Genomic DNA, 19,111 nt, shown 5'->3' with positions numbered 1-19,111 from the left:
CGGTTTCCCGTCGCCTTTCATGCCTTCGCACCGGATGGAGAATTTTGCGGATTGTGCGGTTCTTGCCTGCCGTGCTGGTAGTTCGCGCCCTGTGCCGCTGCCTGTCGCGCCTGTGCTGCTTGCGCTTCGTCGAGCCCCGCATATCCCTCCAGCCGGACCGTGTTGCGTACGGTCTGCTCGGTCAGGTTGCCGCCTTGTTCGGTGATATGCGCCGCCAGACGCTCGTATTCGTCGAAAGTGGTATCCGAATACGTGCCCAATTCGCCGCGCAGATAGGTCTCGAACGACGTCTGCTCAGGCGTATCCTCGGCGGTGGTCAGTACGCGCATCGCCTCCCCGAGCGCCGGCCAGCGGCCCGCGAATTCGCGCGCCCATGCGACTTGCCGGGCAATCACCTGCTCCTGGCGTGCCACCCGTTGTGCGGAAAGTCGGGGAATATACGGTTCGATGCGTTCGCGGTAGATGTCAGGCGCCGTGGAGGCCATCATCCGTGCGTATTTTTCGGTGACCAGATTGCGCCCGACGCGGTCCGCCTGCCGTAAATCGTTCTCGTAGCTTGCCAGCAGCGCCGGAGTCCAGGTGAGGAACTGGCTCAGCCGCATCTCGTGAAACATCGGCCAGTTGCCTTGACATGCCGCCCGGCCGCCCTCATTGTCCGTGCGTTGGAACTGGTCCCATTCCAGCCGAATCACCGTTTCAACCATCGGATCGTCGGCATGGACCGTGACCATCGGCGGCTGTTGGGACATGGCACCCTCTTTCTGTCGGATTCTATCTGATTTGCAGTGCGAACATTTGCCATGATATGCATGCCCATCCCGCTATGCATGGCCTGATTCGCCGCCGGCGCTATTGCGACACACTGAGCGCGACTGTGCAGACGGGGCAGTACGGATGCAACTGTGCAGATGCAACTGTGCAGACGAAACCGCTGGAAAACAATCACGCAGCCGCTGAACCGCCTACTGCCCAGTACCGAATGCCGACCATTCGGCACATTGCCGGCGGTTCGTCGAACTCCCGCCTAGATGCTGTGCAAACAGGCGGCATCACTGACGATATGCGCCTCGACATGCGGTCGCTGCCATTCGAGGAAGCGTTCGTTGCTGTGCGTCAATCCTTCACGTTGGAGTTCGGCGACGATATCCGAGCATATGGCATTGACCATAGTGCTGATTTCATCGGCGGCTTCACGCGATGGTGCCCCTTCGCCATAGCAGGCGTCGCCGGATAGTCGCAGAATCTGCTCCAACTGCTCGCAAACGCCGGCGAGCCGCGTACCCATGCGGGTGCTGAGGCGGCGCAGGGCGGCGAATCGCCACTTGTAATAGGGTGCGTATCCGGCAGAAACCGGCGTGTTGATGAGGAACACCAGCGAGGAGACCGCGTCCGTGAATTCGCTGATGGACAGCCATGCCGCGCTGCCATCACCGCGGCGCAGCATCCGGGGCAGATTGTATTGTCCGGCTTGGCTGATCATGCCCAATCGGCGCGAAATCAGCGACAACCGCACATCGTCAGGCATGAGTTTGAAACCTTGGCGAGTCTTGGAGAATGCGCCCAGCGGGTCGGCGAACACCTGGCCGTTGGTCGCCGTGGCGAGAGTCGCCTCGTCCAGCATCAGCCATTCATGCGGATGATTGGCACTAGGAGCTTGGCGGTATCCGGTCAGGGATTCGAAGAAGTCGCCGATACGGAACACGCCGACCCGCTTGCCAGCACCTTGCGCTCGCGGTGTGGTCTGGCGCGGTCCGAACCCGAGGAATCGCTCCGGCAAGGCGTCGTAGTCCGCTTGCAGGCGCTCGCCGATCCGCTCGTAATCCTCGTCGGTCAGCCACAGGCAGAAGCCAGGGCCGAAATCGTGGTCGCGGGAGAGCAAATCGTCAAAACCGTAGCATTCAGAGCCATGTCCGACCAATCCGGCGGCGATGCGACCTTGATACTCCGGGTAGCGTTCCGCGATTAGCGGCTTGCCGAATTCCGTCCAAGTGCGCCGAGCCAGTTGCAGGCCGGTGATCTCCGGTTTGAGATCAGCACTGTCCTTAGGGATGTTCCGCTTGCTATCGTGCCTGCGATTAGGTCGTGCATCATGTTGCCCTTGCGTTGCCCGGTCGGCGGCATGTGCGGCGGATGCCGATTGCTCGGCAAGCGCGTCTTTGGCGGCCTGGAGATTCTCGCTAGTGGTCCGGTAATACTCCGTGTCGGTGCCGTAGCATTCGGCGATGACGTTGAGCGCCTTGCCATACAAGGCAGCGGCATCTGCAAATGCGCCGTGCATGAAACGTACCTGTGCCGCAGCAGCCAGCGCGGAAGCATAATGCGCGCTGTGGGTCAGATCGCCTTCATCGTAGATTGTCAACGCATGCTGAGCGTCGTCGTCGGCTTGGTCAAGTAACACGGCAGGGGATTGCGCATTCGCTTCGCTCCTGCCCGCGGCCTCGTTCTTGCACGCCTCATGCCACAATTCCAGTTCGACTTGCGCAAGATTGACGTAGGTGGATGCGATGTCGGGGTCCGTGTGCCGGTCCGCGCCCGAATCCTCGAGGATGCCCATTGCCTGCACGAGCTGGTCGCGCGCCTCACCCAGACGGTTCGTCTCGCTGTAGAGCATGGACAGGTTGTTATGCAGCGCGGCAAGCCGCCTGTCGCGGGGTCCGTAGGTTGTTTTCGCGTTGTCAAGCGCCTGGCAGTACAGGTCTTCCGCTTGGTCGTATTGCCGTGCGGCGCGCATGGCAGTGGCGGCGTTGACGAGCGTCGTCGTCCACGCCTCGCTGCCGGCGATTCCCATGCGGATGCCCAGTTCGAGCGCCCGTTGCACAATCCACTGGTTGTCCTCGTGCCGTCCCTGGGAACGGTAGAATCCCATCGTTTCGTTGAGGACGGTCAACAATCCGGCGTTGTCGCCGGCGTTTTCGGCATCGGTCATTGCCTGTTGCAAGTAGGCTTCGGCGTCTTGACCCGCGCGATGCTTGTCATAGATGGCGTCCAGACCGGCGAGGAACGTGTCTACGTCAAATCGGTGGTGATGGCTGTCTGAGGCGTGATTGTCGGAATCGGCGGAATCGTTGGAATCGTTGTCATTCCGGTTTTCGGCATCATCCGAGGCTTCGGCATCTTCGTCATCGGCTGCGGTGCACGGCCTTGCGCCGAACAACGCAGCAGGATTATTTGCCGCCTTGAGCGCCGCCATCAACGCGTCCGGCGCCGGCGTGGAATCCGCGCCATCGCCGGGCATACTGCCGCGCCCAGGGATGCCATCGCCGGACATATCGTCGTCATCATGGGTGTGCGCCAAATCATTAAGATTCGTCATGGTCCCGCTTCTCCAATTCCTCATTGAGCCAACGCACGTAAGCCCTTACCGACTTCTGCGCCATATTGTCATCGGGCCTGGGCTCTGTCGCTTCCGATACTAGAGCAGCATACGCTTCGCGATCGCTGTTGTACGCTGCCGCCTTGATACCGTGTTTTTCCGCGGTCTGCACAACCACGTTGTCTATCTTGTGGCTCAGCTCTTCCGTTGTGATGTTGATTGGGATTCCCAACCGTCGCAAGTTATCGAAGGGATCGGGTTCTTTGGAGCTGGCAGATGCGTGACGGCCCACGGGTTCGCTCTGCGCGGTGGAGCCGGAGAGCTTCCACACGACGCGATCGACCGACGCGAGCTCGCCTTTCGCCAGACCGAGCGCCACCGCGTATGCGAGGTTCCAGCCGTAAAGTTGGGCGTCCCTCGTGGTGCCGCGCTCGCTTAAGTCGCTGTAGTCCTTGAGATACTTGCCCAGTCCGAGCACATGATGGTACAGCCGCATCATCGGCAGGTTGATGCGATTGGTGGGGATGTTCGCGTCGATGAGCAGATACCAGGCCAGCACCATGCCGACCGCGCGGACGGGGGATAGCGGCAGGGTGATCAGGCAGTACACCACGAGGAAGATGCGAAGGATATCGATCTGGCGTTTGCCGTCGGAGGCGGTAGTTCTGATGCTTTGCAGCCTGCGTTGATTGATGATCAGCACCGCAGCGGCCGCGACCGCATAGACGACAGACAACAGGTTCGCAATGGGTGCCATGATGCCGAGCCAGGTGAATCCCTCATATCGGATGAGGATCTGTGTCAGGCTCGCGCACCCGCCGGCTTCGGTGAATATCGATGTCCCGGCGAACATGCCAGATACCCCGGAGACGAATGCGCACCCGAGCAGCATGAATATGCGCGGCGTGCCCATGGAATACATGACGGTATTCGCTGCCCGGCTGGTCTCGGATTGGACGTCGGACAACGCTTTCAGGCCATTGGAGGAAAGATGGTCGGTCAGTTCGGCGACGCTCGGGTTGACCCGGGCGCCGGAACCGTCGGGAGCCCCGGCGAAATCAGGGTGTTCGCGATAGAAATCCTTGAAGGCGACGGCAAGGAAGTCCATAAGCTTGATTTCCGGAGGTGTCAATGGGCGCGAAGGCGTGCCGCGCAGGTAGATGTGGCCTTGCGGATCGACGCCGACGGCCCCCTTGTCGATGAGCGAAGCGATACCGGAGCCGAGGTAGGTCCGTTTGCCGAAGCCCCATGCCGCCACCATCGGTTCGATTTCCGGCCGGTCGCGCCAGTACGTCACTTTCGACGGATGGCGTCCGCGCATGCCGACCGCTTGGCATATCGGTGCGGCGATCAGGATGTTGATCAGGCCGAGGAGAAAGAACAGGTAATCGATGCCATCTGTGGTGACTTCGGGCTTCTGCGCGTTGTAGATTTCCTGGATGCTGCGGCCGCGGAAAATCATCAGCATGCCGCAGTAGTATGCGACATACAGGACGTACATCACTGCTGTTATGACCACGGTGACCAGCAGGATGCGCCCGAAGCACGACCAGTCGAATATCTTGTGATAGTTAGGATTGGTGTAATTGTCGTCCGGCGCTTTCTCCCAGTACCGTGCGGCCTTCCTGCCCTTGTAAGGCGGAATCGGGGGTAGTGGTTGACGGGCTTGGCGGGCATGCCCAGCGTGCGGATTTGCAGGGGATTGCGGATTGGCGGGCGACATAGGCTGGGTACGCTGTTGCGCGCTCGCCGCGGAAGATTGAAGAGGCTGCTGGGACGCAGGGGCAAGCGGAGTTTGCTGCACAGGGGGTTGTTGCGCTGCGGATTGTGGGTATGGCGCGATAATCGGGATGATTGGCATCTGCGTCATCGGGGATTGCTGCGCGGAAACCGTCGGGGACGCCTGCGGCGTAAGGGGCTGCGACGGGGAAGTCTGCGGTGTGGGGGAGGACAATACAGGTGGTTGCGTCATGGTCGTCGGTGAAGCCGAGGCATCTCCTTGGTAGGTTCCTGCAACGTCGAAGCTGATACCATCAAAGGAATTGTCTGCCGGGAATGCCGAAGTGAACGGTCGAGGACTGTTCTGGTCGTCGTGCTCCATGGCGTGTGTGCTCCTTTATCGCTGGCCGTCGGCCCGGTGTTGCATAGGTTTGCAGCATGGTCGGCTGGACTGTTGCTGCCTCGGTGCCGGCAGCGTTGGCAACGTTTGCATCCGTTGGTATCATCCTAACTCTCACACGGGGCCGATTGGGGGTATCGTCAATCCGGAGGTCGGTGCGGACGCCAATTTTGCATGCGTTCACCTGTGATTCATTCGCCGGATGCCGCGCGGCGGTGCGGGAGTACTCGCCGGATTTGGGAGAAAAACACCGGACATGGGTTTTCGTGATTTTCTCCCACGAAACACGTAGTTCTCCTGCACGCCGGAATCTCATGTCTGAATACCCCAATCTCTCAATATCTCTCATTCGTCCTTCGATTCGGAGAGTTGTTCAGAAAAAGTCTGAACAACTCGCGTCCGAAGGCCGATTCCGCGAGAAATTGAGATTCAGCGTGGTCCGAGCGGCGTGCGGCGGTCGTCGGGAATCCCGGGATATCAACGATTCTGGATTGCCGACGATATCGGACAACCCACGCGGAATCTTAATAAATTTCCAGATTGCGCTTCTACGGGAGATATTGAGACTTTTCTCTCAGTATTTCTCCGGAAACGGCATATTGCTCGAGTTTTTCACATTCCGCAGGTGGGGCGGTCGACTTGGCGCCACTCCGACAGAATACTGGTCTGCAACCAGACTCGCTGCGGCCAAACAGAACAGCCCGCAACCGGATGCAGCCCCGCGGTCAGGAGCAGGTGCCGTCGTAGATTTGTTGTGCGATGGCCATTTCCGTATCTCCTGCCGCGTATTCTTCGAGCCCGGACTGATGATGTTCGTTTCGCTGGCGGTTGACGCCCATGAACTGGTAAGCGTAGGCGTTGGTCACCGCCTCGTATCGCGCTCCTGCAATCTTCGGACGGGCTGTACCGCATGCGATGGAGATTGAACGATGCGCCAGCTCATGCTTGGCCGCGTCGAGCATCCAAGGGTCGCCGCGAGCGCCCAGATCCCACAACACATACCCTGTGTTGAACATGATCTTGTTGCGATAATCCAACGTCTCGTCCTGGCAGAAGAAGGCAACGGTGCTCGGATTGTTGCCTCCGCCGCCTCCGCCGCACGCCGAAAGGGGCTCAAAGCTGTATGTGACCCCCATCTCATTCGTAATGGTATCGATCGCAGCCCAGATTTCTTGTTCGCTGGCACGGTCGTCGGCTTGAATGCCCGCGATCTTGGCTTCACGGTTATGCAGGTCGGCGACCACGTCAGCGATTTTCGCCAGCACCGCGTCGGTTCCGGACTTCAGTTTCGCCGCTTGCTGCGCGGCATATGTTGGATTGTCGAACCATCCGGATGCGTCAAGCAGCGCCTCGAGCTCCTTGGGATCGACCGGCCACTTGCCGTCGATCCGGTACGTGATGGATGCCGATCGATACCGGTAGAACTCGACCATGTCGTCGTTCCATGCGAGCAACGCGTCGATGGTGTGATTGCTGATTGCGTCGAGGTCGGTGGACGACAGGTGTGAAAGATCGCCGGCACAGGCGGATTGGTCGTTGTTCAGCGTCGTCAACTCGGCAGGTGCCGTCGTGCCGTCGCTGTCGGCCCAGCCTTCGAGACTGGCTATCGCCGAGGACAGATTGGCGCACGTCTGTTCGGCTGACAGGTTCCAGGAACTTGTACTCGCCGAGCGTGACTCGCTGGGGGAAGCGCTTTGCTGCAGTCCGGTGAATTGCGTGTGATAGTTCGCCATGCCCGTCTGCACGTTCTGGACCGCCATGCCGCTTGCGAGGACCAGGACCATGACGAGGATGATTGCGATGACCGCACCGGCATGCGATTGTTGGCGGGCAGCGGTGCGCGCGCTTGTGCCGGTAAATGGTGCATTGCTGACCTGCGACGAGTACGGGCCGAAAGTGTTGCCGGGGTGTTGCCGAGTGAACGGACCCTGATGGCGGAACGCTCCACCGCCATTGCTTCCTGGACTTTTTGACCACGGGGAGGTCTGTATGGGCGCTGCTGGCCTCTGCATGGCCGGCAGCGTGACTCGAGTCTTGGGAGGCGCGGAGGGCGCGGGGGCAATAGGTCGCGCAGGAGGTGTGGATGCCGCAGAATCAGTAGGTTGCGTGGTGGTCATCGGGCGTGCGGGAGACATGGGGCGAGGGGGCTGCAGTATGGGTGTTTGCCGGGGCACTGCCGGCGATTGACGCGGTACGGCAGTGGATGCGGCCTGTGCGGGATTGACGGCAGTAGAAGGATACTGCCGGTATTCCATCGCTGCGGCGTTGCTGGATACCGGAGCATTGGCAACACCCGGTTGCGCATGATGTAGCGGCTGCATTCTGCTGGGTTGGGTACCGTAGGACTGCGTACTATAGGTTTGCGCCCCCTGAGTCGGCGCACCTTGTGGTTGAGCGCCGCGCGGGCTTGAACCAGAAGGGTGGATTCCATAGGGTTGCGAACCGGATGACTGGTACTGACGGCCGTCCATATAAAGTCCATTCTTTATTGCGCTATTGCTCGGTGTCATTATAGTGTGCACCCCAACCGCATGCAGACGCCCTGTTTCTGCCGATCACTCTACAAACTGGCTAAGCTGGTGGCTCTCTCAGCGTAGATAGTTTGTAGAAAGCCGGACTCGCATGTTGGGCTATCGTTCGGAAAAAAGAAAGGCCAAATCACTGGAATTCCAATGATTTGGCCTTTGATGGTCGGGCTGGCGGGATTTGAACCCGCGGCCTCTTCGTCCCGAACGAAGCGCGCTACCAAGCTGCGCTACAGCCCGTTTTGGCAACGTCCGCTATCATACAGCAATTACAGAACAATGCCAAATCGGTGTGTCGTCATTGTTCTGTGTCATTCATCGACGGCAGGATGTTCGTCCGAGATGGGATTGTTTCCGGGGAACGGACGAAACTCAGCCATGTCCGGCTGCCAATTGGACGGCATGAACTCGACGGATTCGTAGTCATAGGTATCTGTTGTGCTTCCTCCGGGCTGGTACTCGCATGTGACAAGGAAGACAGTGTTCCCCTGGCCGTTGAGATGACATGGATACCATACACCGGTCCGTATCGCCGTCATCCAGTTGCGGATGCGGTCGGCGAAAGTTTTCGGATATTCGGGACTGACCCAAGACTGGTTGCAATCGGTGATTCTGACTCCATAGGTCATGGTGTCTATGGCGTCGGGATCACCGCAATCGAAAATCGCACAGTAGCGGAAGCCCTCGGCTGTGTACAACGAAATATCGAATGGGGCTACGACGCCGCGCGCGCCATGATTGTATGTCAGGTCGCCGGTCGGATTGTGTGACTGGCACTCGCAGCATTCGTCCCATTCCTGCGGATCGGGTTCATGATCGAAGCTTTCGCACACGATTTCGCGATCTTCCTTGTGAGTTGCGAGCGTCTCGCTCAAAGATTGGAAAAAGCCCGGCATCGCAGAGCGTGGTTCGCCTCCGTTGTGCCATTGCCAGAAAGCTTTCGCATCTCGGGTCAGACGAATCTGGTACTGCTCCTCCAGATCAGCGATTTCCCGGTCGCTGATAGGAGGGGCGAGCCGTGCGGCTGTGTCGATACCGATGTGCTGGAGAAGCAATTCGTACTCGTTCAACAGATTCTGTACTTCTTGGTATGCCATGTCATCGCGCTCCGTGGTTGTCCCCGCCTGATGTTGTATCTTCGTGCACGTCGGCGTCGATGTGCACGACTTACAGGTTATTGTAGTCACATGCATGGCGTTGTGATGGATTCGGATGCTGCCGCGTGTATTGGCACTTCGATACACTGGGGTGCATGACGAATCCTGAACAATCCGCGGAAGACACCGCGGAACAGCATACTGAAGACGCGCCGGTCATGACGACCGTCGAACATGCAGAACTTCTGCTGGAGCAAGACAAGAAGATCCGCTCCAATATCGATGAAGGCAAGAGCCTTGACGAGGCGATCGACCCGAGTAACAAGGAATTCGGCCCGCTCGCACACCCCGAGCAGGTTCAGATGCGTGTCGCCAAGCGCGCGCTCATGCTCAAGGAAGGTGTGCAGCCGTACCCGGTCCATGTCGATGTGACCGCTACCATCGGCGAGGTACGTGCCAAGTACGACGGCAAGCTCAATGCCGGTGACGAGACGCAGGACGTCGTCGGCATCGCCGGTCGCGTGCTTTTCCTGCGCAACGGCGGCGGCCTGTGCTTCGTCAAGCTCGCCCAAGGCGACGGCACCGCCATCCAAGGTATGATCTCCAAGAAGGAGATCGGCGCGGATTCCTTGAAACAGTTCAAGCAGATGGTCGATTTGGGTGACCACCTGTTCCTCAAGGGCCGTGTCATCGCTTCGAAGACCGGCGAACTGTCCGTCTTCGCCAGCGAATGGCGTATCGCGGCGAAGGCCCTGCAGCCGTTGCCCGCGCTGCATAAGGAGCTGAGCGACGACACGCGCACCCGCAAGCCGTACATCGGCATGATCGCCGACGAACGCATTCGCGATATGGTGCGTAAGCGTTCCGCCGTGGTCTCCTCGCTGCGCCACACCTTCGAAGGGCATGACTTCCTCGAGGTAGAAACGCCAATGCTGCAGACCGTGCACGGCGGCGCCGCGGCACGCCCATTCACCACGCATATGAACGCCTTCGATATCGACCTGTATCTGCGCATCGCCCCGGAACTGTTCCTCAAGCGCTGCCTCGTGGGCGGTATCGACCGTGTGTTCGAAATCAACCGCGATTTCCGTAACGAAGGTGTCGACGCCACGCACGCCCCCGAGTTCACCATGCTCGAGGCCTATCAGGCGTACGGCAATTACGACACGATCGCTGCGCTGGTCAAGGAGCTCATCGTCAAGTCCGCGCTTGACGCCTTCGGCAGCACGAAGGTCACGCTGCTCAACGGTGAGGAATACGATTTCGGCGGCGAATGGAAGACCATCAGCATGTACGATTCGCTCTCCGAGGCGCTGGGCGAGGAAATCGTTCCGAACGGCGGGCCGGACAACCCCGGCACGTCGGTCGAGCACCTGGGCGAGATCGCCGACAAGCTGGGTGTGGAACGCGACGACGTGGAGAACCACGGCAAGCTGGTCGAGCACCTGTGGGAGCACTTCTACGAGGACAAGCTGTACGAGCCGACCTTCGTGCGCGACTTCCCGGTGGAGACCAGCCCGCTGGTCAAGTCCCACCGTTCAAAGCCCGGCGTGGTGGAGAAGTGGGATCTGTACGTGCGTGGCTTCGAGCTGGCGACCGGCTACTCCGAGCTCAACGATCCCGTGGTCCAGCGCGAACGGTTCGTCGCCCAGGCCAAAGACGCGCTCGCCGGCGATGTCGAGGCCATGGATATCGACGAGGACTTCCTTGAGGCGCTCGGCGTGGGTATGCCGCCGGCAGGCGGTACCGGTATGGGCATCGACCGTCTGCTCATCGCGCTGACCGGCGCGACCATCCGTGAAACGATTACCTTCCCGCTGACCAAGCCGCTGAACCTTCAGTAAGTCATTTAAGTAAGTCATCCGGGTTCCCGAACCCCAGGTTTGGCGGGTTTCCGGGTTTCCAAGCATCGGTGCCGGCTCAGGATTCTTGAGGATTCTCGAGGATTCTGAACCGGCATCAATGCTCAGTGGACGATGACGGCGCGCCTGTCATCTTTCGAGCATGTCGCGTGCCGACACGACGATGAAGAGCCCGTTGTTTTTCATGTCTCGCGCCTGTTGTGCCAACTTGTCTGTTTTGACGAATAACGCGTAATAGTGGTGTTTGTACCCGGGAATGCAATCGGTTCGTGATTGCAGCGCCGCAACGGTCTGGGTGATGTCCAGACTGTTCTTCCATTTGCATTCCCCCAAGAGAATGCTGCTGTCGGCCGCATTCGCCGCCACGACATCGATATCGGTGGTTTTCCGTGTCGCTGGATTGCCGCCCCACCAACTGCCGACGGACAAGGCAAGGAATGGCATTTGTTCAGTTCCATCGACGTGCCAGACCCACTGCTGGCATATCGTTTCGAATTGTTGGCCGACATAGGTATCGAGCACCGGTCCGAGTAGTGCGGCCTTGGCGACGAGCCTGCCTGTCCCGTTTTCCACGCTGACGATATTGGGACTGACGAAACGATACCAGAAAGCGAAAAACGGGTCGGCGGGCTTCCATAACCCCTTGCGGGAGTGAGCGGGATTGTCGCCGAAGGGGACGATTCGATCGATAAGGCCCAAATCCTTGAGAACATTGAGGTATTTGCTCACGCTGGTAATTGGTTGGATGCCTGCTCGGTCCGCTATGGTGTTTTGTCTGGTGGCGCCCCCTCCTATCGCTTCCATGATGGAACTGTATGTCGTCGGGTCACGGAGTTCCTGCCGTAGCAGCATGAGTGGTTCCTCGTAGAGCAGGCCGCTGGAGTCGAACAGGAGGTCGGACACGTTTTCCTCGTATGTTTTTCCCGGGTCGATCTGTTTGAGATAATACGGTGTGCCGCCGAAGGTCGCATAATACTTGATGATGTCCTCGACTGAAGCGAAATCAAGCATGCGCGCTGTATCGAAGATATCAAAAGGTTTGATTCGCAGTTGTCCTGTGCGACGGCCGTACAACGGGCTTTTATACCCCAGCACTTCGCTCTCCATGAAACCTTCGTTGCTGCCACACAAGATGATCATCGTGTTGGTGTTCTGGAACTCATGGTCGATGGCAATCTGAAGAACGGAGGGGAGGGAAGCGTCAGCCATCGCGGCATATGGGAATTCATCGAAAATCAGCAGGAAACGTTCGGTGCGATTGCTGATGCATTGTGCGATGAAGGACAACGCGTTCTGCCATGATGCGAATGGCGTGGTGCTGTCGGGCAGATTGAAAAATGCGAATATCGCCGCGGAAAAATCGCGAAGATTGTTCGCTGTCGTCTGTTGGCGCGCGGTGAAGTACAGTGCATGCTTGTCGCGTGAGAATTCGTCGAGCAGTGCGGTTTTTCCGACCCTTCGTCGGCCGAGCATGACCATCATCTGGAAGCTGTCAGTGCTCCACATGCGGTTGAGGGCTTGCAGCTCTCGCGTTCTTCCAATAAACATGGCGGCGAGCTCCTTTGGTAATGACGATTTTGGCTACACTTTTAATACTCATAAGTATTATACTCATGAGAATCTTATTCTTTCCAGGGAGCCTGGGCGACTGCTGATTTGCAATACAGGGTTTTCGACTGGTCGTCTGACGGCTGATTCCAAGGGTTCATGGTGTGAGCCAATCCTCACAAAACTCGGCCTGCGGGTGCTAGTGACGCTTGGTTCGGCAAGGCAAGGTGTCGTTGTGTGAGCGGATCCTCACACAACGCGTGCTGTTTTCGTGGCTTGCACCATTGCCTCGTCCGGCAGCAAAGGCTATAGTTGATGGCCTGTTGATTGGCGATTCCGTCAGAGCAGAGGAGTAGGGAGGAGGTATGAGAGAGATGAGATTCGCGGATTGGATTCGTGGAGCCCGGCCGAAAACGCTGCCATTAGCGGTGGCTCCGGTCATCACCGGCGCCGCTGTCGCCAGTGTGTCCGGCGCGCCGTATGATCCGCGGTTCCTTGCGGTGATGCTGTTGTGTATGGGTGTGGCGTTGTTCCTGCAGATTGCGGCGAATTTCGCAAATGATTACTCGGATGGCATCCGCGGTACCGATGAGCACCGGGATGCCGCAGGTGCGGCTGGACATGCGGACGATGAGCAAGCTGCGGTGCGTGCGCCAACCCGCTTGGTCGCTTCCGGCGTCGCTCCCAGACACGTGTTGTTCGCTGCAGGCATGAACGCGGCGCTCGCTTGTATCTGCGGCCTTTCGATATGCGCGCTGACCGGGTACTGGTGGTTCATCGCGGTCGGCGCGGCGTCACTGATTGCCGGCTGGTGTTACGTGGGGGGAAGTCACCCGTACGGGTATCACTATCTGGGTGAGGTCTTCGTCTTTGTGTTCTTTGGGCTCGTGGCGGCATGCGGGACGATGTTTGCGCTGTCCGGCTGCGTCACGGCGGGCGCCTTGTGCGCGGGAACCGCGAACGGATTGGTCGCGGTCGCCGTATTGTGCGTGAATAATCTGCGCGATATCGAATCCGACCGCGCGCATGGCAAACATACATGGATGACCGCGCTTGGCCGCACGCGGGGTACGGTGTTCGCCGATGCGCTGTTGGTTGCGGCCTCGATTCTTGCGATTGCCCAAGTCGCCGGATGGTTCGTGTCGGTTCCTGTTATCACTGCGGTGTGCGTGTTCATGTGCATCGTCCAGATAGCCGCTTGCGATGCGATTAGCCGCGTCGACTACCGACGTGCCCTGCCCCTGTGCACGCTTGGTTCCCTGTCGGTCTCGCTGGTCTTTGCAGCGGCTGCGTTCGTGGTGTAACCCACGCGCCGGAGCATGGTCGCGCAGCGGATGAGGGTGGCCGTGTCCGCACTTCGCGCAAGAGGACCGCATTTGGGAGGCCGAGGCGCTAGACTGGGACCATGACTTACAAACTAGTACTGCTCCGACATGGTCAGAGCGCATGGAACAAGACCAATCAGTTCACCGGCTGGGTGGATGTCCCGCTGACCGAGCAGGGCGTCGAGGAAGCCAAGCGCGGTGGCCAGCTGCTCAAGGAGAAGAACGTCCTTCCGGACATCGTGTTCACCTCCCTGCTGCGTCGCGCCATCAACACCGCGAATTACGCGCTTGACGAAGCCGATCGCCTGTGGATTCCTGTCCAGCGCAGCTGGCGCCTGAACGAGCGTCACTACGGTGCGCTGCAAGGCAAGAACAAGAAGGCTATCCGCGAGGAATACGGCGACGAGAAGTTCATGCTGTGGCGCCGCTCCTATGCCACCCCGCCGCCAGAGATCGATCCGAACGACGAGTACGCGCAGAACCATGATCCGCGCTACACCGGCGATCCGGTTCCGGAAGCCGAGTGCCTGGCCGATGTTGTCAAGCGCGTCGAGCCGTATTTCAAGTCCGCCATCGAGCCTGAGCTCAAGGCTGGCAAGACGGTTCTGATTGCTGCTCACGGCAACTCTCTGCGCGCCATCGTCAAGATGCTTGACGGCCTGTCGGAAGAAGAGATCGCCAAGGTCAACATCCCGACTGCTATCCCGCTGCTGTACGAGCTGGACGAGAACTTCAAGCCGATTAAGCCGCGTGGCGAGTACCTCGATCCTGAGGCTGCCGCTGCCGGCGCCGCCGCTGTCGCCAACCAAGGCAAGTAAGTCCGGTTTGCAGGCATGGCCTGAATTCTTTCGCAAGTGCCCGCGTCGCCTATATCAGGCGGCGCGGGCACTTGCATTTTGCGGGGGCGACGGTAGGAGACGGTAGCGGGAAAGGTACCAACAGCTATACGTGCGTGGCTGTACGTACGCGCAGCCACGCAAAATAACAGGCGGGCCCGCGCCCCCATATGAGACGCAGTCCCGCCTGTTTCAGAATCTGATTGACGGCACCCGCTGTTCAGCGGTTTTGGTCACAGGTCAACGACGGGCGTGTCTTCGTCGCGGCCGGGGTCCTTGCTCGGATCGAAGCCGGACACGATGTACACCACGCGCCGCGCAGCGGACACCGCATGATCGCCGAGCCGCTCGAGGAAGCGGCCGATTAGAATCACATCGATGAGCTGCTGCTTCGTGCCGTTCCACTGATCAGAGAGCACCAGTTCAAAGGTCTGATGGTGCAGTTGATCAAGCTTGTCGTCATCGAGGATGATGTTCTCCGCAATCTTCGTATCCCTGTCCGCGAGCATGTCCACAATTCGGTCAGCCGTGTTGCACAGGAACGCAACCATCTGCGTGAAGATCTCACGGGACTCCTCAGGCAACGCATTCTGCGGATAGGCGCGACGGGCAGCCTCCGCGATATGCCGGGCCAGATCACCCATGCGCTCGAAAGTCGAAGCCAGGCGCAAGGTGGAGACGACGACTCTCAAATCGGTCGCCACCGGGTTTTGCTTGGCCAGCAACCTCACGCACTGGTCAAGGATGCTGGACTCCAAAGCATCGATTTCGATATCGCCGTCAATAACCGCCTGAGCCTTGTCGATATCCGCGTTCATCAGCGCATCCCCAGCGCCGTTGATCGCCTTGCGGACGTCTTGCGCCATACGATCGAGATCGTCGGCGACGGCTTTCATCTCCTCATTGAAAATAACGCGCATTGCTCTGCCTTTCCGGGATTGTTCCATTCGCTGCGTGAGCGGTCGCGCATGCTTCCTTATTGCTCATCGGATGCTGTTGCCGCAGTCGCCACTCCTCCCAGTCTATTCGCAACACGCGCGGAATGCCACATCAGCTGGACGTAGTTGACGATGGTTCGTGTAGAATTCATGTAACCGTTCATCTGCGGTTCATCTTGGTGCCGTCTCGGTGTGGCATCACCACAGCAAACTGTGCGACAATGGCCGCATGGGTTCATGTTGGACTGTATGGTATTGCGTGGTCGTGGTGACGATCGCCGCCTGTGTGGCTGCCGTTATCGCCGTGACGTTGAACGATATTCATCATGGGGTCAATCCGTTGCGGCGGCTTACCTCTCACCCACAAGGCGGTTTTCTGGGGCTGGGACATCGCACGGACCAGCGGCAGGGGCGGCAAAACGTGGAAGACCTTGAGGATTCCACGCAAGCGCTTTTGGCAATGATTCCGGTTGCATCTGCCGTGGTGGATGACCACGATGACGTCATTAGGGCGAGCTCCGCCGCGTATACGCTCGGTGTGGTACGGGACGAGTCGTTGTGCAACGAAGATATCCTCGCGGCAGTCCATGAAGTGCGCAGCACCGGCGGGCGCAAACAGCTGGATATCACCACACAGACCGTCCCACAGCGTATCGTCGGGCCGAAAGGGGAGTCGGTACAGGATGCGGGATTACAGCAGGTTCGGGTCATCAACGGCGTATCGCGTCCGAATTGGCTGAAAGTCACCGTCGGCAGAATCAACTCGCGTTTCGTCGTCGTGCTGCTGGATGACGTCAGCGAATCAATCCGGTTCAGCCAAGTCCGCGAATCCTTCATCCAGAACGTTTCTGAACAGCTGATCGAGCCTTCGCAAGCGTTGGAGCGTCTTGCGGATTCGCTGGAACATGATGATCTTGACCGTGAGTCGGTCAAGCGGCAGGCCGTCGAAGTCAGACGCGCGTGCAAACACATGGAGCATATGGTTTCCGATTTGCTGCTGCTCATCCGCTCGCAGGAACCCGTCACCCCTTCGAGTCATAACCGGATCAATGTCATGGACCAGCTGCGCGATGTCGTGCAATCCCATCTCGGGCGGGCGCAGCAAGCCGGAGTGCAACTCGAGCTGTCCGGAGACGACAGTCTTGATATCAACGGCGAATCTGATCAAATCAAGGCCGCGGTAGGCAAACTCATCGAAAACGCTATCGGGTATTCCCCTCAAGGCTCGACGGTCGCGGTCTCGGTCAAGCGCTCGCAGGAGGGCGGGCACGCGTCTGTCAGCGTCATCGACCGGGGGTGTGGTATACCGAAGGCCGAACAAGAGCGCGTGTTCGAGCGTTTCTATCGTGGCAGCGAGCAGAACGAGCGGACCGAGCATGGCATTGGTCTGGGGCTTGCGATTGTCAAACATGTGGCGCTGACCCATCACGGCAATGTGACGGTATGGAGCGTTCCCGGGCAGGGGAGCACGTTTACGATGTCGCTGCCGCTTGCGCAGGACATAGTGACAGCCTGAATTTGCGAACCTGATTCAAGCGGGCAGACCGGGCACCGTAATCTGTGGATGCTCAAGGCACCCGGGGCGCACGGGTACTAGTGATGTTCGTGATATGTGGGTTTTCTGCGCCGTTGGTTACCGATTCGAGTCAGCGCCGCTGCAACAGCGGGAAGGTGGCGCAGCAGCTATTTTCCGAGCCTGCGATAATCCCAACGGTCGAAATGCTCCCAGACAAGCAGGATGATTCCGACGAGCACGCCGGCGACGCATACGACAAGCTCCTTGAGTGCGGGCACATGCAAGGCGAGGAGCATAGCGCACACAATCAATGCCGCCATCCACACCGCCGTACCAATGAGGAACACTTTTCTCAGGTCGACACGCACGGGCTTTGGCGACGGCCTGCGGGCCGCAGGATCGAAAATCGGAGCCAACTTCATACCATTACCATAACGTGCGGGGTAACCTTATAAGATGTTGTTCGCCGGAAGAAAGGATTGCCACAGCCGTGTATGTGATACGTCCAGTCCCAAAGCGCTATGCGTGGGGATCCTACAGCCGTCTGCAAACCCTGTTCGCCGACGAGCTTCCTGCGCAGATGCTGGACGACGGCCAGCCTCTCGCCGAAATGTGGTTCAGCGGGCACCCGCAGTCGCCCTCGCGGCTTGAAGCCCCGGACGGTTCGTTCACCACGGTGCCGCAGGCGATTCGAGACCATCCTGAAGCAATGGTCGGGCGGCGCGTATCCGAGCAGTTCGGCCCGGAACTGCCCTTCCTGTTCAAAATCATCGCCGCGCGCATCCCCCTGTCGTTGCAGGTGCATCCCGTGGATTTTGAAGCGCGCGCAGGGTTCAACGCTCAAAACGCGCAGGGTATAGCGATGGACGCCCCGGAACGCTCGTTCCATGACGCCGAAGCGAAAAGCGAGATGGTCGTCGCCCTAGAGCCGTTCCACGCTTCCGTCGGCTTTGGCACCATCCGCTTCATGTTGCGTAATCTCAGCATGGTCGGCCATCCGCTCGCATCGCGCATGGTCGAAGCGTTGACCGAACGGACCATGCGTATCGGACAGACGCCGGAGGGATTCGAGCAGGCCGATGCGATGATGCCGGTGTCCTCGATGGTCTGGCCTGATTCACGCCGACGCATTTTCCGGGCCTTCTATACAGCGATTACCGCTCCGCCAACGGACGACCTGCAAGCGCAGTTGCGATATGCCTCGCTGCGTGTCAGCGATCCTACCTCCCGGCTCGCGTTCCGGCATGCGCTCGCCGCCGCCGAGGCGTTTCCCGCAGATCCCAGCGTACTCACATTGCTGATGCTCAATCCGGTCTCGCTTCAGGAGGGTGAATCCGTGTTCATCCCTGCTGGGACCCCGCACGCGTACATCCATGGCACGGCCGCTGAAATCATGAACAATTCAGACAATGTGCTCAGAGCGGGAATGACCGTGAAACATAAGGACATTCCACGGTTGCTGCATACGCTCAACTGTCAGCCCGGAGCCCCGGTGGATCCTGCCGATTCGCAGTTCGGGGACATGGCGACGCGTGATGGCAACCTTATTGTGTACCGGCCGCATATCGATCAGTTCATGCTGGCGTACGGCACCACCGGTCCGCACGCCCAGGCGTGGCCGGTGATGGACAGGGTTCATCGGCGCTATGGTGCGTTGTTGCGGCAGCTGACCTTGGGACGTGTGAATCAGGGGCGCAACAAGCCGCGTATCGTGTTGTGTACCCATGGGATGGTGCGATGCTCCAGCGAACAGGAATCCCGCGTGCTTTCCGTCGGGCAGGCGGTGTTCGTGCCCGCCTGCGAAGGGTGGGTCACTGTGGAATCCGCCGGAGATGAAAGCGAAGGCGTGGCTGGTCGAGATGGCCAAGCCGGTCGGGATGGCCTGGTCGGCGGTTCCTTCCTCATGGCGACGACGCAGGTGTGACGCATCTTATGGTGCTGTCGTCGGCTGCCAGACAGAGAAAATCTGAAAATCTCGACGACAGCGTGGAATCGTCGAGATTTTCAGAGAAAAGTCTCATAATCTCTGTTA

General features: G+C 59.2%; 13 protein-coding genes and 1 tRNA gene. 5 read left to right on the top strand and 9 right to left on the bottom strand.

Annotation, left to right across the window (positions count from 1 at the left end):
• Positions 1-17: 17 nt before the first annotated feature.
• The 6 genes from CQR48_RS06825 to CQR48_RS06800 form a co-directional block, all read right to left on the bottom strand.
• Positions 18-731 (bottom strand): DUF4125 family protein, encoded by a 714-nt coding sequence (locus CQR48_RS06825; RefSeq protein ID WP_371836384.1) that lies wholly within the window; start codon positions 729-731, stop codon positions 18-20.
• Positions 732-1,024: 293 nt separating this feature from the next.
• Complete coding sequence (locus tag CQR48_RS06820; RefSeq protein WP_425513415.1) at positions 1,025-3,190, bottom strand: DUF4037 domain-containing protein; 2,166 nt, start codon at positions 3,188-3,190, stop codon at positions 1,025-1,027.
• A gap of 109 nt (positions 3,191-3,299) precedes the next feature.
• A complete protein-coding gene (locus CQR48_RS06815) occupies positions 3,300-5,414 on the bottom strand; it encodes a DUF2207 family protein (RefSeq protein ID WP_101452428.1) in 2,115 nt (704 codons plus the stop codon).
• Between the two features lie 743 nt (positions 5,415-6,157).
• Positions 6,158-7,444 carry a hypothetical protein gene (locus tag CQR48_RS06810; protein ID WP_101452427.1) on the bottom strand — a complete coding sequence of 429 codons (1,287 nt, stop codon included), beginning with the start codon at positions 7,442-7,444 and terminating at the stop codon, positions 6,158-6,160.
• A gap of 676 nt (positions 7,445-8,120) precedes the next feature.
• A tRNA-Pro gene (locus tag CQR48_RS06805) sits at positions 8,121-8,197 on the bottom strand.
• Between the two features lie 71 nt (positions 8,198-8,268).
• The gene (locus CQR48_RS06800) at positions 8,269-9,054 is read right to left on the bottom strand and encodes an SMI1/KNR4 family protein (RefSeq protein ID WP_101452426.1); all 786 of its coding nucleotides are present in this window, start codon (positions 9,052-9,054) and stop codon (positions 8,269-8,271) included.
• A gap of 155 nt (positions 9,055-9,209) precedes the next feature.
• Between CQR48_RS06800 and lysS the strand changes: the two genes are divergently transcribed.
• Positions 9,210-10,898: a lysine--tRNA ligase gene (gene lysS / locus CQR48_RS06795; protein WP_101452425.1), complete on the top strand. Its 1,689-nt coding sequence runs from the start codon at positions 9,210-9,212 to the stop codon at positions 10,896-10,898.
• 147 nt (positions 10,899-11,045) lie between these two features.
• Here the strand turns inward: lysS and CQR48_RS06790 are convergent, their stop codons facing one another.
• Entirely contained in the window at positions 11,046-12,464 is a 1,419-nt protein-coding gene (locus CQR48_RS06790) for an ATP-binding protein (RefSeq protein ID WP_101452424.1), read from the bottom strand.
• 365 nt (positions 12,465-12,829) lie between these two features.
• On the opposite strand from CQR48_RS06790, the gene menA reads away from it, so the two are divergent.
• Positions 12,830-13,768 (top strand): 1,4-dihydroxy-2-naphthoate octaprenyltransferase, encoded by a 939-nt coding sequence (gene menA / locus CQR48_RS06785; protein WP_101452423.1) that lies wholly within the window; start codon positions 12,830-12,832, stop codon positions 13,766-13,768.
• A 101-nt stretch (positions 13,769-13,869) separates the two neighbouring features.
• The gene (locus CQR48_RS06780) at positions 13,870-14,607 is read left to right on the top strand and encodes a phosphoglyceromutase (protein ID WP_015450890.1); all 738 of its coding nucleotides are present in this window, start codon (positions 13,870-13,872) and stop codon (positions 14,605-14,607) included.
• A gap of 251 nt (positions 14,608-14,858) precedes the next feature.
• On the opposite strand, the gene phoU is transcribed toward CQR48_RS06780, so the two are convergent.
• Positions 14,859-15,545, bottom strand: a complete 687-nt coding sequence (gene phoU, locus CQR48_RS06775) for a phosphate signaling complex protein PhoU (protein ID WP_015450889.1) — start codon at positions 15,543-15,545, stop codon at positions 14,859-14,861.
• Between the two features lie 247 nt (positions 15,546-15,792).
• Between phoU and CQR48_RS06770 the strand changes: the two genes are divergently transcribed.
• On the top strand, positions 15,793-17,079 hold the full coding sequence (locus tag CQR48_RS06770; RefSeq protein WP_205827628.1) for a sensor histidine kinase: 1,287 nt from the start codon (positions 15,793-15,795) through the stop codon (positions 17,077-17,079).
• Between the two features lie 167 nt (positions 17,080-17,246).
• Here the strand turns inward: CQR48_RS06770 and CQR48_RS06765 are convergent, their stop codons facing one another.
• The gene (locus CQR48_RS06765; protein WP_015450886.1) at positions 17,247-17,501 is read right to left on the bottom strand and encodes a DUF2530 domain-containing protein; all 255 of its coding nucleotides are present in this window, start codon (positions 17,499-17,501) and stop codon (positions 17,247-17,249) included.
• A 74-nt stretch (positions 17,502-17,575) separates the two neighbouring features.
• Between CQR48_RS06765 and manA the strand changes: the two genes are divergently transcribed.
• Positions 17,576-19,003 (top strand): mannose-6-phosphate isomerase, class I, encoded by a 1,428-nt coding sequence (gene manA / locus CQR48_RS06760; protein ID WP_244898960.1) that lies wholly within the window; start codon positions 17,576-17,578, stop codon positions 19,001-19,003.
• Positions 19,004-19,111: the final 108 nt, after the last annotated feature.

The sequence above is a fragment of the Bifidobacterium thermophilum genome (assembly GCF_002846655.1).
In the GTDB taxonomy this organism is placed as follows: Bacteria; Actinomycetota; Actinomycetes; order Actinomycetales; family Bifidobacteriaceae; genus Bifidobacterium; species Bifidobacterium thermophilum.
This window is presented reverse-complemented; position numbering and strand designations above follow the sequence as displayed.

Excerpts from the sequence above, each read along its gene's own strand:
- CQR48_RS06825 (WP_371836384.1), bottom strand. The coding sequence starts at position 731 with ATGGTCACGGTCCATGCCGACGATCCGATGGTTGAAACGGTGATTCGG.
- CQR48_RS06820 (WP_425513415.1), bottom strand. The coding sequence starts at position 3,190 with ATGGCGGCGCTCAAGGCGGCAAATAATCCTGCTGCGTTGTTCGGCGCA.
- CQR48_RS06815 (WP_101452428.1), bottom strand. The coding sequence starts at position 5,414 with ATGGAGCACGACGACCAGAACAGTCCTCGACCGTTCACTTCGGCATTC.
- CQR48_RS06810 (WP_101452427.1), bottom strand. The coding sequence starts at position 7,444 with ATGCAGAGGCCAGCAGCGCCCATACAGACCTCCCCGTGGTCAAAAAGT.
- CQR48_RS06800 (WP_101452426.1), bottom strand. The coding sequence starts at position 9,054 with ATGGCATACCAAGAAGTACAGAATCTGTTGAACGAGTACGAATTGCTT.
- lysS (WP_101452425.1), top strand. The coding sequence starts at position 9,210 with ATGACGAATCCTGAACAATCCGCGGAAGACACCGCGGAACAGCATACT.
- CQR48_RS06790 (WP_101452424.1), bottom strand. The coding sequence starts at position 12,464 with ATGTTTATTGGAAGAACGCGAGAGCTGCAAGCCCTCAACCGCATGTGG.
- menA (WP_101452423.1), top strand. The coding sequence starts at position 12,830 with ATGAGAGAGATGAGATTCGCGGATTGGATTCGTGGAGCCCGGCCGAAA.
- CQR48_RS06780 (WP_015450890.1), top strand. The coding sequence starts at position 13,870 with ATGACTTACAAACTAGTACTGCTCCGACATGGTCAGAGCGCATGGAAC.
- phoU (WP_015450889.1), bottom strand. The coding sequence starts at position 15,545 with ATGCGCGTTATTTTCAATGAGGAGATGAAAGCCGTCGCCGACGATCTC.
- CQR48_RS06770 (WP_205827628.1), top strand. The coding sequence starts at position 15,793 with ATGGGTTCATGTTGGACTGTATGGTATTGCGTGGTCGTGGTGACGATC.
- CQR48_RS06765 (WP_015450886.1), bottom strand. The coding sequence starts at position 17,501 with ATGAAGTTGGCTCCGATTTTCGATCCTGCGGCCCGCAGGCCGTCGCCA.